This is a genomic window from Streptomyces sp. NPDC031100 (assembly GCF_055570785.1).
Map to the genome: position 1 here is coordinate 754,993 of NZ_JBVIGN010000001.1, position 12,224 is coordinate 767,216.

Consider the following 12,224-nt stretch of genomic DNA (forward strand, 5'->3'; position numbering starts at 1 on the left):
TCGGTAACTGACACATCATGGAAACACTGCGTGAGCGCAAGAAGCAGCGCACCCGGGAGGCCCTGCTGCGCTCCGCCCTCGAACTGTTCACGACCCAGGGGTACGAGCGCACGACCGTCGACGAGATCGCCGAGACCGTCGACGTCTCGCAGCGCACCTTCTTCCGCTACTTCGCCGGCAAGGAGGACGCGGCCTTCGCCGTCCAGGACATGGCGGAGGCCCACTTCGTGGCGGCCGTGCGCGAACGGCCGCCGCACGAGGCCCCGATGGAGACGCTGCGGCAGGCGATGCTGGAGGGCTGGGACGGGCTGAGCGAGGCCATCGCAGCAGTCGTACCGGTCGAGCTGTACGTGCGCATGTACCGCACGATCGAGTCGACTCCGTCCCTGCTCGCCGTCCATCTGCGACGCTCCGCCGCCACGGAGGAGACCATCGCCCGGGTGCTCGCCGAGCGGGAGGGCGTCGACGTGGACACCGACCCGCGCCCGCGGCTGGCCGTGGCGGTCTTCGGCGGGGTGATGAGGGTCACCGAACGGCAGTGGAGCACGGGCGAGGACTTCAGCCTGGAGGCGATCCGCACGCTCACCGCTTCGTACCTCGATCAGGTGGGTTCGGCACTCACGGGACACTGGCGCACCACCTGAGCACGCCCCGGATCGTTCGACTCTGACGAAACGTGATACCTGTCACTCGGTTACCGCGAGACCCTGTCGTTCTCCTAGTGTGTCCTCCCAGTGACTTCCTTCGACACCTCCCCGCCATTCAACGTCTGGCGCGCTCTGCTCGCGCTGGCCGTGGTCTTCGTGATGCTCGCGACCACCGGCTGGACCGCCCTGCGCAGCCACCGGGAGTCGACCGCTCTGCAGGCCTCGCTCGCCCAGTGGGAGCACGGCAGCATCCACGGACGCCATCTGCCGGACGCCGAGTCCGGCCCCGTAGGGCTCGCCCGCTTCTTCGGCTCGCTCACCCCGCACGAGCAGAACCGCCTCGCGCACCGCTACCCCCTCGCGGTCGGCAACATGAACGGCGCTCCCGTCTCGCTGCGCTACCGCGCCAACCGCATCGCGCTGGAGCAGGCGCGCAAGGTCGAGAAGAAGCGCATGCACGACAGCCGGCTCAGCGCGGCCGGGCAGCAGGAGGCGGGCCGCCGTATGCACCGCTACGAGTCGCTGCTCAGCCCCGACCGGAAGATCCTCGCCTTCGACCCCGAGGGCTCGGGCCGGATCGCGGAGGTGTTCGGGGACCTCGCCGAGGCCGAGCGGATCTCCGTCGTCGTCCCCGGCGTCGACACCGACCTGCTCACCTTCCAGCGGACGAACCGCAAGTACAGCGCCCCGGTCGGCATGGCCGGCGCCCTGTACGCGGCCGAGCGGACCGCGCGCCCCGGCACGCGTACGGCGGTGATCGCCTGGGCCGACTACACCTCGCCCGACGGGCTCGGGGTGGACGCGGCCACCGCGATGCGCGCCGAGGACGGCGCCGTACGACTCAACGCGCTGCTGCGCGCCCTGCCCGGTTCGGCGCCGGTGTCGATGTTCTGCCACAGCTACGGTTCGGTGCTCTGCGGCGTCGCCGCGCACGGCATGCCGCGCCGGGTGGCCGACATAGCGGTGGCCGCGAGCCCCGGTATGCGCGTCAGCAAGGCCTCCAGTCTGGGCACCTCGGCCCAGGTGTGGGCGATGCGGGACGCCACCGACTGGGTGCAGGACGTGCCGTATCTGGAGGTCGGCGGCCTCGGACACGGGGAGGACCCGGTGTCCTCGGCGTTCGGGGCGCGGGTGCTCTCGGCCCGGGACGCAACTGGGCACAGCGGGTACTTCCAGCCGGGCACCGACAGTCTGCGCAACCTCGCCGACATCGGGGTAGGCGCCTACGACGAGGTGACCTGTGCCCACGAGAACGATGCGTGCCTGGCCGGTCTGCCCCGCACGAACATGGCCGGACGCGCGTAGAAACAGCAGGAAGTGCGGTCTGCGCGGGTGGCGACGGAGGAGCACGTGCCGCATACGATGAGCCGCATGGGTGACGTACTGGCGGGTTTTCATGCCGTCTGGGAGTTCGAGTCCGACTCCGTGCTCATCCGCTACGAACGGGGGATTCGGACACCGAAGCTGTTCCAGGCGCTGGGCGAGCGGCGGGTCCCGCTGACCGCGCTCGAGGAGGTGACCCTCACCCCGGGCAAGCGCGGCACCGTCGCGCTGCGGCTGCGGCTGCGCCCCGGGTCCGACCCGCTGCTGGAGGCGGCGGCCGGGCAGCTGCGCGAGGGCTCCGACCCCTACCGGCTGGTGCTTCCGGCCGAGCGGTCGACGCTCGCCGAGTACTACGCCGACGAGCTGAAGGGGCAGCTGACCGAGTCCGGGGCCGGGCCCGCCGACCGGTATCTGGTGGCCGCGCCCGAGTCTCCGCTGCAGTTCAAGGCGTATGACGGGAAGGCGTCCTTCGACGGGACGACCGTGCAGTTCCGCTGGTCGTGGACGGGGGCGTCCTCGGCGAAGTGGAAGGCCGGGGACCAGAGCTTCGCGGTGGCCGACCTCAGCGGGGTGGAGTGGCGCTCGCCGGAGGTCTTCGAGGGGCATCTGCGGCTGCTGCGGCGCTCCGCCGATTCAGCGGGTCCTGTGCAGCCCGACCAGGATCCGGCGGCCGTCGTCTTCGGGCTCGGCTACGGGCCGGTGCACGAGTCGCTGCCCTTTGCGGCGGCCGTACTGGAGGCCGTACGGACACGCGGGCCGGTACCGGCGGTACCGGCCCCGGCGCGTCGGGATCCCGCCGACATCGCCGAGCGGATCCGCCACCTCGGGGAGCTGCACCAGGCGGGGCTGGTCACGGACGAGGAGTTCTCCTCGAAGAAGGCGGAGTTGCTGGCCGAGCTGTGACCAGGACCTGTTGCCCTAGCCGGCCGCACGGCCGCCGGCGTAGAAGCTGATCTTCCGGTCCAGGACCGCGAGGGTGTCGTGCAGCTCCGCGATCCTGGCCAGGACGTCCCTGCGGGTCGACTCCAGCAGCGCCTGCCGCTCCCCGTAGGTCTGCTCGCCCTCGCGCACCAGCTCCGCGTACCGGACCATGTCCGCCACCGGCATACCGGTCAGGCGCAGCTTGGTCACGAAGTCCAGCCAGTCCAGGTCGCGGTTGCTGTAGCGGCGCTGGCCGGTGTGGGACCGGTCGACGTGCGGCATCAGGCCGATGCGCTCGTACCAGCGCAGCGTGTGCGCGGTCAGGCCGGTGAAGGCGACCACCTCGCTGATCGTGTAGCGGTCCTGGCCGTCCGGGCGGGGATGGCGCCGGGGTGGGGCGGAGCAGATGTCGACGGGGGTGGCCTGCTCGGTGTCCGCTGGCGTCGTCTGCATCACCGTCATGACCCCAACGCTATGGCCTTGGAGTGCACTCGAAGCAAGCGGAACCCGGTAAGAAATCGGCGCGACGGGCCCGGACGGGGGTCGTTAGCGTGCGGGGCATGAGTCTTGCACGCCGGGCCGTGCCCGAGGATGCCGCCGAGGTGCTGCGGCTGCGCCAGGTCATGATCGATTCTCTGTGGGGTGCGGGGGCCACGGGGCCCACGGACTGGCACGCCGAGTCCCTGCCGACGCTGCGGGAGCGGCTCGCCGAGACCGACGGTGACTTCGCGGCCTTCGTCGTGGACCATCCGGAGCGGCCGGGGGCGCTGGCCGCGCTGGTCGCCGGGACGCTGGAGTACCGGATGGGGCGGGCCGGGAACCCGCGCGGGCGGGTCGGGCACGTGTTCAGCGTCGCCACCGATCCGGACGTGCGGCGGCGCGGGTACGCGCGTGCGTGCATGGAGGAACTGCTGGAGTGGTTCCGGGCGCGCGGTGCCGCGCAGGTCGACCTGAACGCGTCCGCCGAGGCGGAGCCGCTGTACACGGCGCTGGGGTTCGTGCGGAAGCCGGACCCCTCGATGCGGCTCCAGCTGTGAGCCGGCACTAGGCTCGCCGGCATGTCGTTGCAGAGCCTGGCGCTGATCGAGAACTGGCCCGTCCCCACCGCCGCGGTGGGTGTCGTACGGGCCGATGGGACCGTCCTCGGGACCCATGGGCCCGTCGGACACCGCTTTCCGCTGGCCTCGGTGACCAAGCCGCTGGCGGCGTACGCGGCGCTGGTCGCGTACGAGGAGGGCGCGATCGAGCTGGACGAGCCGGCCGGGCCGCCCGGGTCCACCGTCCGGCACCTGCTGGCGCACACCTCCGGGCTGGCCTTCGACGAGCACCGGGTGACGGCTCCCGCCGGGGAGCGGCGGCTGTACTCCAACGCCGGGTTCGAGCAGCTCGGGGATCACATCGCCAAGGCGACGGACATCCCCTTCGGCGAGTATCTGCGGCAGGCGGTGCTGGTCCCGCTGGGAATGACGCAGACCACGCTCGAGGGGTCTCCCGCCAAGGACGGCGTGTCGACGGTGGAGGACCTGCTGCGGTTCGCGGCGGAGGTGCAGGCGCCGCGGCTGCTGGATCCGCGGACGGTCGCCGAGGTGATGACCGTCCAGTACCCGGGGACGAAGGGTGTGCTCCCGGGCTACGGCCACCAGAACCCGAACGACTGGGGGCTGGGCTTCGAGATCCGGGACTCCAAGTCGCCGCACTGGACGGGTGCTTCGTCCTCGCCGCGCACGTTCGGGCACTTCGGCCAGTCCGGGACGTTCCTGTGGGTCGACCCGGATGCGGGAGTGGCGTGCGCCGCTTTGGCCGACCGGGCGTTCGGGCCCTGGGCGATCGAGGCGTGGCCGGTGCTCACGGACGCGGTGCTCGCGGAGCTGCGCGGCTAAGCTGCCATCTCCCACAGCAGCAGCTCCGCCGCCGTCGCCCCCACCGCCTCCAGCCCCTGCGCCCCCGTGATCCGCGCCGAGTCGCCCGGGCCCAGGGTCTGCCCTGACAGGTGGACCTCCCCGCGGACCACGTGGACGTACACGTGCGGCGCGTCCGGGATCGCGGTCCGCTCCCCCGCGTCCAGGCGGCGGACGTGGAGCATCGCGCCCGCGCCGGGGACGGCGTACGGGGTGGAGTCGGCGATGCCCGGGATGATCTCGTACGACGGGTCGCCGCCGGGGGTCAGCGGGGCGAGCCACATCTGGATGAAGGTCAGGGGGGTCGTGCCGTCGTTGCGTTCCACGTGGCGGACGCCCGCTGCCGCGCTGAGGTGCTGGACGTCTCCGGGGCGGACCCGGGTCTCGCGGCCCGTGGAGTCGCGGTGGGTCAGCTCGCCCTCGACCACCCAGGTGACGATCTCCGTGTGGCTGTGCGGGTGCTCGTCGAAGCCGGCGCCGGGGGCGAGCCGCTCCTCGTTGCAGGCGATCACCGCGCCGAAGCGCAGGTTCTCGGGGTCGTAGTGCGGGCCGAAGGAGAAGGCGTGGCGGGACGCGATCCCGGCCTCCGGATCCCCTCCGCGGTAGCGCTCGTCGGCGCGCCGTACGTCCATCACGGCACCACCGTAGACCGCGTACGAACGGCGCCGCAGACCGCCGTGGGCTCCGCGGTGCACCCCGTCCACGCCCCCTGCGACGCACGCTCCCGTCCGGATAAGGCAGTCTTGTCCCCGTGCCCGAACCCGAATCCCGTCACAGCGAACCCGCAGCGCACGAGGTCCACACGCACTCCGCGACCCTGAAGCGACTGGAGAAGTCCTCCGGGAGCCTCGCCGCGCAGGCCATCGCGCGCATGGACGAGACCCTGCCGTGGTACCGGGCCATGCCCCCGGAGAACCGTTCCTGGATCGGGCTCGTGGCCCAGGCGGGCATCGCCGCCTTCACCGAGTGGTTCCGGCATCCCGACGCGCCCCAGGCGATCTCCACGGATGTCTTCGGGACGGCACCCCGCGAGCTGACCCGGGCCATCACACTGCGGCAGACCGTGGAGATGGTGCGGACCACCATCGAGGTCATGGAGAGCGCGATCGACGAGGTCGCGGCTCCGGGCGACGAGAGCGTGCTGCGGGAAGCGCTGCTCGTGTACGCCCGCGAGATCGCCTTCGCCACCGCCCAGGTCTACGCCCAGGCCGCCGAGGCACGCGGTGCCTGGGACGCGCGGCTGGAGTCGCTGGTCGTGAACGCCGTGCTGAGCGGGGAGGCCGACGAGGGGGCCGTCAGCCGGGCCGCAGCCCTGGGGTGGAACTCGCCCGAGCATGTGTGCGTCGTGCTCGGGACCGCGCCCGACGGGGACAGCGAGCTGACCGTCGAGGCCATCCGGCGGGCCTCGCGCCACGCCAAGCTGCAGGTGCTCACCGGGGTGCTCGGGGACCGGCTCGTGGTCATCGCCGGTGGAAGCTCGAATCCGCTCGCCGTCGCCAAGTCGCTGATCGGGCCGTTCGCCGCGGGGCCGGTCGTCGCCGGGCCCGTCGTCCCCGATCTGCTGGCCGCGACGCGGTCCGCGCAGGCCGCCGCGGCCGGGCTGAAGGCGTGTGCCGCCTGGCAGGACGCGCCGCGGCCGGTGCTGGCGGACGATCTGCTGCCGGAGCGTGCCATCGCGGGCGATCCGAGCGCGCGCGAGCAGTTGGTGGAGGAGATCTACAGACCGCTGGAGGAGGCGGGCTCGGCGCTCCTGGAAACCCTGAGTGTCTACCTGGAGCAGGCGAGCAGTCTGGAGGGCGCGGCCCGTATGCTCTTCGTTCACCCGAACACCGTGCGCTACCGGCTCCGACGTGTGACAGATGTCACCGGTTGGTCGCCTTCGGATGTACGATCCGCGTTCACACTGCGGATCGCGTTGATCCTGGGGCGTCTGGCCGACGCAGACGCCCAACCCTAGCTTTTTGTCGAGGGCCCACAAAACGCCCCGTTGTTCTTCGTCCCTGTCCTCACGGGCGGCCGTGGCCGTCCCCAAGAGAGAGTGTGAGAGTGCTCGTACTCGTCGCTCCCGGCCAGGGCGCCCAGACGCCCGGCTTCCTCACTCCCTGGCTCGACCTCCCCGGTGCCGCTGACCGGGTCGCCGCCTGGTCGGACGCCATCGGCCTGGACCTGCTCCACTACGGCACCCAGGCCGACGCGGACGCCATCCGCGACACCGCGGTGGCGCAGCCGCTGCTGGTAGCCGCCGGGATCCTGTCCGCCGCGGCACTCGGTGACATCGCGGACATCGCGCCCGGTGCCGTCGCCGGCCACAGCGTCGGCGAGATCACCGCCGCCGCCTTCGCGGGCGTCCTGGACGACACCGCCGCGCTCGGCCTCGTCCGCAAGCGCGGTCTAGCCATGGCCGACGCCGCCGCGATCACCGAGACCGGCATGTCGGCGCTGCTCGGCGGTGACCCCGAGGTCTCCGTCGCGCACCTGGAGAAGCTGGGCCTGACCCCCGCGAACATCAACGGCGCGGGCCAGATCGTCGCCGCCGGCACGCTGGAGCAGCTCGCCGCGCTGAACGAGGACAAGCCCGAGGGCGTCCGCAAGGTCGTCCCGCTCAAGGTCGCCGGCGCCTTCCACACCCGCCACATGGCCCCTGCCGTCGAGACGCTGGCCGGCGCCGCCGCTCAGCTCGCGCCCGCCGACCCGAAGGTCACCTACGTCTCCAACAAGGACGGCCGTACCGTCGCCACCGGCGCTCAGGTGCTGGAGCGGCTGGTCGGCCAGGTCGCCAACCCCGTGCGCTGGGACCTGTGCATGGAGACGTTCAAGGAGCTGGGCGCCACCGCGCTCATCGAGGTGTGCCCGGGCGGCACGCTGACCGGCCTGGCCAAGCGGGCCCTTCCGGGCGTGAAGACGCTGGCCCTGAAGACCCCCGACGACCTCGACGCGGCCCGCGAGCTCATCTCAGAGCACGCCGACGCCTGACGCCTAAGGAGCCGTACCGATCATGGCGAAGATCAAGCCCAGCAAGGGCGCCCCGTACGCGCGCATCCTCGGCGTCGGCGGCTACCGGCCGACCCGGGTCGTGCCGAACGAGGTGATCCTGGAGAAGATCGACTCGTCCGACGAGTGGATCCGTTCGCGCTCCGGCATCGAGACCCGGCACTGGGCGGGCCCCGAGGAGACGGTCGCCGCGATGTCCGTCGAGGCCGCCGGCAAGGCCATCGCCGACGCGGGCATCGCCGCCGAGCAGGTCGGCGCCGTGGTCGTCTCGACCGTCTCGCACTTCAGCCAGACCCCGGCCGTCGCCACCGAGATCGCCGACAAGCTGGGCACCGACAAGGCCGCCGCCTTCGACATCTCGGCGGGCTGCGCGGGCTTCGGCTACGGCCTCACGCTCGCCAAGGGCATGGTGGTGGAAGGTTCCGCCGAGTACGTGCTCGTCATCGGCGTGGAGCGGCTGAGCGACCTGACCGACCTGGAGGACCGGGCCACGGCCTTCCTGTTCGGTGACGGCGCCGGCGCGGTCGTGGTCGGCCCCTCCCAGGAGCCGGCGATCGGCCCGACCGTCTGGGGCTCCGAGGGCGACAAGTCCGAGACCATCAAGCAGACCGTCCCCTGGGACCGGTTCCGCATCGGAGACCTCTCCGAACTGCCCCTGGACAGCGAGGGCAACGTCAAGTTCCCTGCGATCACGCAGGAAGGCCAGGCGGTGTTCCGCTGGGCCGTGTTCGAGATGGCGAAGGTCGCCCAGCAGGCGCTGGACGCGGCCGGAATCACCTCGGACGACCTGGACGTCTTCATTCCGCACCAGGCCAACGTGCGGATCATCGACTCGATGGTGAAGACGCTGAAGCTGCCGGAGCACGTCACGGTCGCCCGTGACATCCGCACCACCGGCAACACCTCGGCCGCCTCGATCCCGCTCGCGATGGAGCGGCTCCTGGCAACCGGGGAGGCGAAGAGCGGCGACACCGCGCTCGTCATCGGATTCGGGGCGGGTCTCGTCTACGCCGCCACGGTCGTTACCCTCCCCTAGGCACTCCGTGCCGGATCATGCGATCCGGTGCGGGAGCCGAACCACCTGCCGCTGACGCGGCGGGCGCCACAAACCGTCTGGAATATCGAAGAAGGAGCGCCTGACATGGCCGCCACTCAGGAAGAGATCGTCGCCGGTCTCGCCGAGATCGTGAACGAGATCGCCGGGATCCCCGTTGAGGACGTCCAGCTGGACAAGTCCTTCACCGACGACCTGGACGTCGACTCGCTGTCCATGGTCGAGGTCGTCGTCGCCGCCGAGGAGCGCTTCGACGTGAAGATCCCGGACGAGGACGTCAAGAACCTCAAGACCGTCGGTGACGCCACCAGCTACATCCTCAAGCACCAGGCCTGAGCCACCCTTTAGGCCTTCAGGCTGCGAGGCCCCGCCACCCGGCGGTGGCGCCGTATGAATCCCGCATCCGTTGGAGAAAGAATTCCCGTGAGCCCGACCAATCGCACCGTGGTCGTCACCGGTATCGGCGCAACCACACCGCTGGGTGGCGACGCAGCTTCGTTCTGGGAGGCCCTGCTCGCCGGCAAGTCCGGCGTCCGCCTCCTGGAGCAGGACTGGGCGGCGGAGCTGCCCGTCCGCATCGCGGCGCAGATCGCCGTCGAACCGAGCGAGATCATCCCGCGCCCGCAGGCCCGCAAGCTGGACCGGTCCGCGCAGTTCGCGCTGATCGCCGCTCAGGAGGCCTGGAAGGACGCCGGCTTCACCGCCAAGGCCGGTGAGGACGTGTCCGCCAACCCCGACCGGGTCGGCGCCGTCATCGCCTCCGGCATCGGCGGTGTGACGACCCTGCTGGACCAGTACGACGTGCTCAAGGAGAAGGGCGTACGCCGTGTCTCCCCGCACACCGTGCCGATGCTGATGCCCAACTCGCCGGCCGCCAACGTCGGTATCGAGCTGGGTGCGCGGGCCGGTGTGCACACCCCCGTGTCGGCCTGCGCCTCCGGCGCCGAGGCCATCGGGTACGCCATCGAGATGATCCGCACCGGGCGTGCGGAGGTCGTCGTGGCCGGTGGCACCGAGGCGGCGATCCACCCGCTGCCCATCGTCGCGTTCGGCAACATGATGGCGATGTCCAAGAACAACGACGACCCCGAGGGCGCGTCGCGTCCGTACGACTCGGGCCGTGACGGCTTCGTCCTCGGTGAGGGCGCGGGCGTGATCGTCCTGGAGTCCGAGGAGCACGCGAAGGCGCGCGGGGCCCGGATCTACGTCGAGGCGGTCGGCCAGGGCATCTCGGCCGACGCGCACCACATCACGCAGCCGGAGCCGTCCGGCAACGGCATCGCGCACGCGCTGCAGAACCTGCTGGACAACACCGACCTGAAGCCGGCCGAGATCGTGCACGTGAACGCGCACGCCACGTCCACGCCGCAGGGTGACGTGGCCGAGATCAAGGCGCTGCGCAAGGTGTTCGGCGACGACGTCGACCACATGGCGATCTCGGCGACCAAGTCGATGACGGGTCATCTGCTGGGTGGTGCCGGTGGTATCGAGACGGTCGCGTCGATCCTGGCGCTGGTGAACCGTACGGCTCCGCCGACCATCAACGTGGAGAACCTCGACCCCGAGGTGAACGCGGACGTCGTCGTCGGTGAGGCGCGTCAGCTGCCCGAGGGGCGGATCGCCGTGCTGAACGACTCGTTCGGGTTCGGCGGACACAACGTGGTTCTGGCGTTCCGGACCGTCTGAGAAACGTGAGCGAAGGGCCCCCGCCGGCAGGCGGGGGCCCTTCCTCGTGTCCCGGTGCTCACACCACCTGGTGCAGCCAGCGCACCGGTGCTCCCTCGCCCGCGTATCTGAAGGGCTCCAGTTCGTCGTCCCACGGTTTGCCGAGAAGCCTGGAGATTTCGGCCTCCAGGTCCGTCTCGCCCCGCCCGCTGCGCAGCAGCGCCGCGCGGAGGCGGTCCTCGGGGATGAGGATGTCGCCGTGGATGCCGGTGACGGCGTGGAAGATGCCGAGGTCGGGGGTGCAGCTGTAGCGCTCGCCCTCGGCGGTGGGGCAGGGTTCGGCGGTCACCTCGAAGCGCAGCAGGTGCCAGCCGCGCAGCGCGGAGGCGAGCTTGGAGGCCGTGCCGACCTCGCCCTGCCAGGAGAACTCCGCACGCCAGGTGCCGGGGGCCGCGGGCTGCCGGATCCAGTCCAGGCCGACGCGCGTGCCGAGCACCCCGGCGACGGCCCACTCGACATGCGGGCAGAGCGCGCGCGGCGCGGAGTGCACGTACAGGACTCCACGTGTCGTCACCGGAACCTCCGGGCAGAGCGGGACATCTTGCGGACTGGCTGGCGGCAGCGGCACGACGGCCGCGTTGATGGCGAGGCTACCCTGCGGCGGCGCAAGGAGTGTGACGTACCGTCGGTCCCGGTGCCAGGAAACTCCCGCCATTCACCCAGGGGGACGCTTGTACGGGGGTGCGCCGTTCCAAGGTCCACGGCCGGGAACCCGCGCACGTTGTTATGGGAGGGAGCACTGTACGTCGAGCGAGGAGATCAGCGGGAATGCGGAAGCGGAGGCACCGTGCGCGGGCTGCCCTGGCCGTGGTGACGGCGGCCGTGCTGAGCACGGCGGGCTGCGATGCCTTCGGTGGCGGCGACGGTACGAAGGATTCCGGGGCGGGCGCGTCCCGTCCCTCGGCCCGGCCGGCGCCGGTGTGGAACCGCAGCCCGGACTCGATCGCCGCGGTGGGCGATTCCATCACCCGTGGATTCGACGCGTGCTCGGTGCTCTCCGACTGCCCCGAGGTGTCCTGGGCGACGGGCAGCGACGCCAAGGTGGACAGCCTGGCGGTGCGGCTGCTGGGGGTGCCGGGGGCGGCGCAGCGCAGCTGGAACTTCGCGGTGACCGGCGCCCGGATGGCCGACCTGCCGGAGCAGATGGCACAGGCGGCCACCCGGAGCCCCGAGTTGGTGACGGTGATGATCGGTGCGAACGACGCGTGCCGGTCGTCGGCCAGAGCGATGACGTCGGTGGCCTCCTTCCGCGCGGACTTCGAGGAGGCGCTGGCCACCCTGCGTGCGGCGCAGCCGAAGACGCAGGTGTATGTGGCGAGCGTGCCGAACCTGAAGCGGCTGTGGTCGCAGGGCCGGTCCGATCCGCTGGGCAAGCAGGTGTGGAAGCTGGGCATCTGCCCGTCGATGCTGAGCGACGCGGACGATCTGAGCAGCCTGGCCACGCGGCGCCGGGAGAAGGTGCAGCAGCGGGTGGAGGCGTACAACGCGGTGCTGAAGGACGTGTGCGCCAAGGACCGCCGCTGCCGTTTCGACAGGAACGCGGTCTTCGACTACCGCTTCGACACCGAACAGCTCAGCCACTGGGACTGGTTCCACCCGGGCCGGGGCGGCCAGGCCCGGCTGGCCGAGATCGCCTACCGCACGGTCACGGCGGAGAAACCGTGA

General features: G+C 71.3%; 14 protein-coding genes. 11 read left to right on the forward strand and 3 right to left on the reverse strand.

Translation table 11 applies throughout. The features are described from left to right. Positions 1–17: 17 nt before the first annotated feature. The 3 genes from ACZ5DS_RS03525 (at position 18) to ACZ5DS_RS03535 (ending at position 2,873) form a co-directional block, all read left to right on the forward strand. The gene (locus ACZ5DS_RS03525; protein ID WP_468233492.1) at positions 18–644 is read left to right on the forward strand and encodes a TetR family transcriptional regulator; all 627 of its coding nucleotides are present in this window, start codon (positions 18–20) and stop codon (positions 642–644) included. A gap of 90 nt (positions 645–734) precedes the next feature. Further along, a complete protein-coding gene (locus ACZ5DS_RS03530; protein WP_468233494.1) occupies positions 735–1,952 on the forward strand; it encodes an alpha/beta hydrolase in 1,218 nt (405 codons plus the stop codon). Positions 1,953–2,018: 66 nt separating this feature from the next. Continuing rightward, positions 2,019–2,873 carry a DUF4429 domain-containing protein gene (locus ACZ5DS_RS03535; protein ID WP_468233496.1) on the forward strand — a complete coding sequence of 285 codons (855 nt, stop codon included), beginning with the start codon at positions 2,019–2,021 and terminating at the stop codon, positions 2,871–2,873. 15 nt (positions 2,874–2,888) lie between these two features. Here the strand turns inward: ACZ5DS_RS03535 and ACZ5DS_RS03540 are convergent, their stop codons facing one another. After that, positions 2,889–3,353, reverse strand: coding sequence for a MerR family transcriptional regulator (locus ACZ5DS_RS03540; RefSeq protein ID WP_468233497.1), 465 nt, complete (start codon positions 3,351–3,353; stop codon positions 2,889–2,891). A gap of 98 nt (positions 3,354–3,451) precedes the next feature. Between ACZ5DS_RS03540 and ACZ5DS_RS03545 the strand changes: the two genes are divergently transcribed. Then, a complete protein-coding gene (locus tag ACZ5DS_RS03545; RefSeq protein ID WP_468233499.1) occupies positions 3,452–3,928 on the forward strand; it encodes a GNAT family N-acetyltransferase in 477 nt (158 codons plus the stop codon). A 21-nt stretch (positions 3,929–3,949) separates the two neighbouring features. Further along, the gene (locus ACZ5DS_RS03550) at positions 3,950–4,771 is read left to right on the forward strand and encodes a serine hydrolase domain-containing protein (protein ID WP_468233501.1); all 822 of its coding nucleotides are present in this window, start codon (positions 3,950–3,952) and stop codon (positions 4,769–4,771) included. On the opposite strand, the gene ACZ5DS_RS03555 is transcribed toward ACZ5DS_RS03550, so the two are convergent. After that, positions 4,768–5,421 carry a pirin family protein gene (locus ACZ5DS_RS03555; RefSeq protein ID WP_468233888.1) on the reverse strand — a complete coding sequence of 218 codons (654 nt, stop codon included), beginning with the start codon at positions 5,419–5,421 and terminating at the stop codon, positions 4,768–4,770. The two genes, ACZ5DS_RS03550 and ACZ5DS_RS03555, sit on opposite strands and share 4 nt — an antisense overlap. Before the next feature lie 119 nt (positions 5,422–5,540). On the opposite strand from ACZ5DS_RS03555, the gene fasR reads away from it, so the two are divergent. The 5 genes from fasR to fabF all read left to right on the forward strand — a co-directional run bounded on the left by fasR (position 5,541) and on the right by fabF (position 10,520). Then, on the forward strand, positions 5,541–6,746 hold the full coding sequence (fasR, locus tag ACZ5DS_RS03560; RefSeq protein WP_468233503.1) for a fatty acid biosynthesis transcriptional regulator FasR: 1,206 nt from the start codon (positions 5,541–5,543) through the stop codon (positions 6,744–6,746). Between the two features lie 89 nt (positions 6,747–6,835). After that, complete coding sequence (locus ACZ5DS_RS03565) at positions 6,836–7,762, forward strand: ACP S-malonyltransferase (RefSeq protein WP_468233505.1); 927 nt, start codon at positions 6,836–6,838, stop codon at positions 7,760–7,762. Positions 7,763–7,784: 22 nt separating this feature from the next. Beyond that, on the forward strand, positions 7,785–8,816 hold the full coding sequence (locus ACZ5DS_RS03570) for a beta-ketoacyl-ACP synthase 3 (RefSeq protein ID WP_468233507.1): 1,032 nt from the start codon (positions 7,785–7,787) through the stop codon (positions 8,814–8,816). Positions 8,817–8,921: 105 nt separating this feature from the next. Beyond that, on the forward strand, positions 8,922–9,170 hold the full coding sequence (locus ACZ5DS_RS03575) for an acyl carrier protein (protein ID WP_468233509.1): 249 nt from the start codon (positions 8,922–8,924) through the stop codon (positions 9,168–9,170). Positions 9,171–9,257: 87 nt separating this feature from the next. After that, positions 9,258–10,520 (forward strand): beta-ketoacyl-ACP synthase II, encoded by a 1,263-nt coding sequence (gene fabF / locus ACZ5DS_RS03580; RefSeq protein ID WP_468233511.1) that lies wholly within the window; start codon positions 9,258–9,260, stop codon positions 10,518–10,520. 58 nt (positions 10,521–10,578) lie between these two features. Here the strand turns inward: fabF and ACZ5DS_RS03585 are convergent, their stop codons facing one another. Continuing rightward, positions 10,579–11,073, reverse strand: a complete 495-nt coding sequence (locus tag ACZ5DS_RS03585) for a DUF3145 domain-containing protein (protein ID WP_468233513.1) — start codon at positions 11,071–11,073, stop codon at positions 10,579–10,581. 254 nt (positions 11,074–11,327) lie between these two features. Here ACZ5DS_RS03585 and ACZ5DS_RS03590 point away from each other — a divergent pair, with 254 nt between their 5' ends. Then, on the forward strand, positions 11,328–12,224 hold the full coding sequence (locus ACZ5DS_RS03590; protein WP_468233515.1) for an SGNH/GDSL hydrolase family protein: 897 nt from the start codon (positions 11,328–11,330) through the stop codon (positions 12,222–12,224).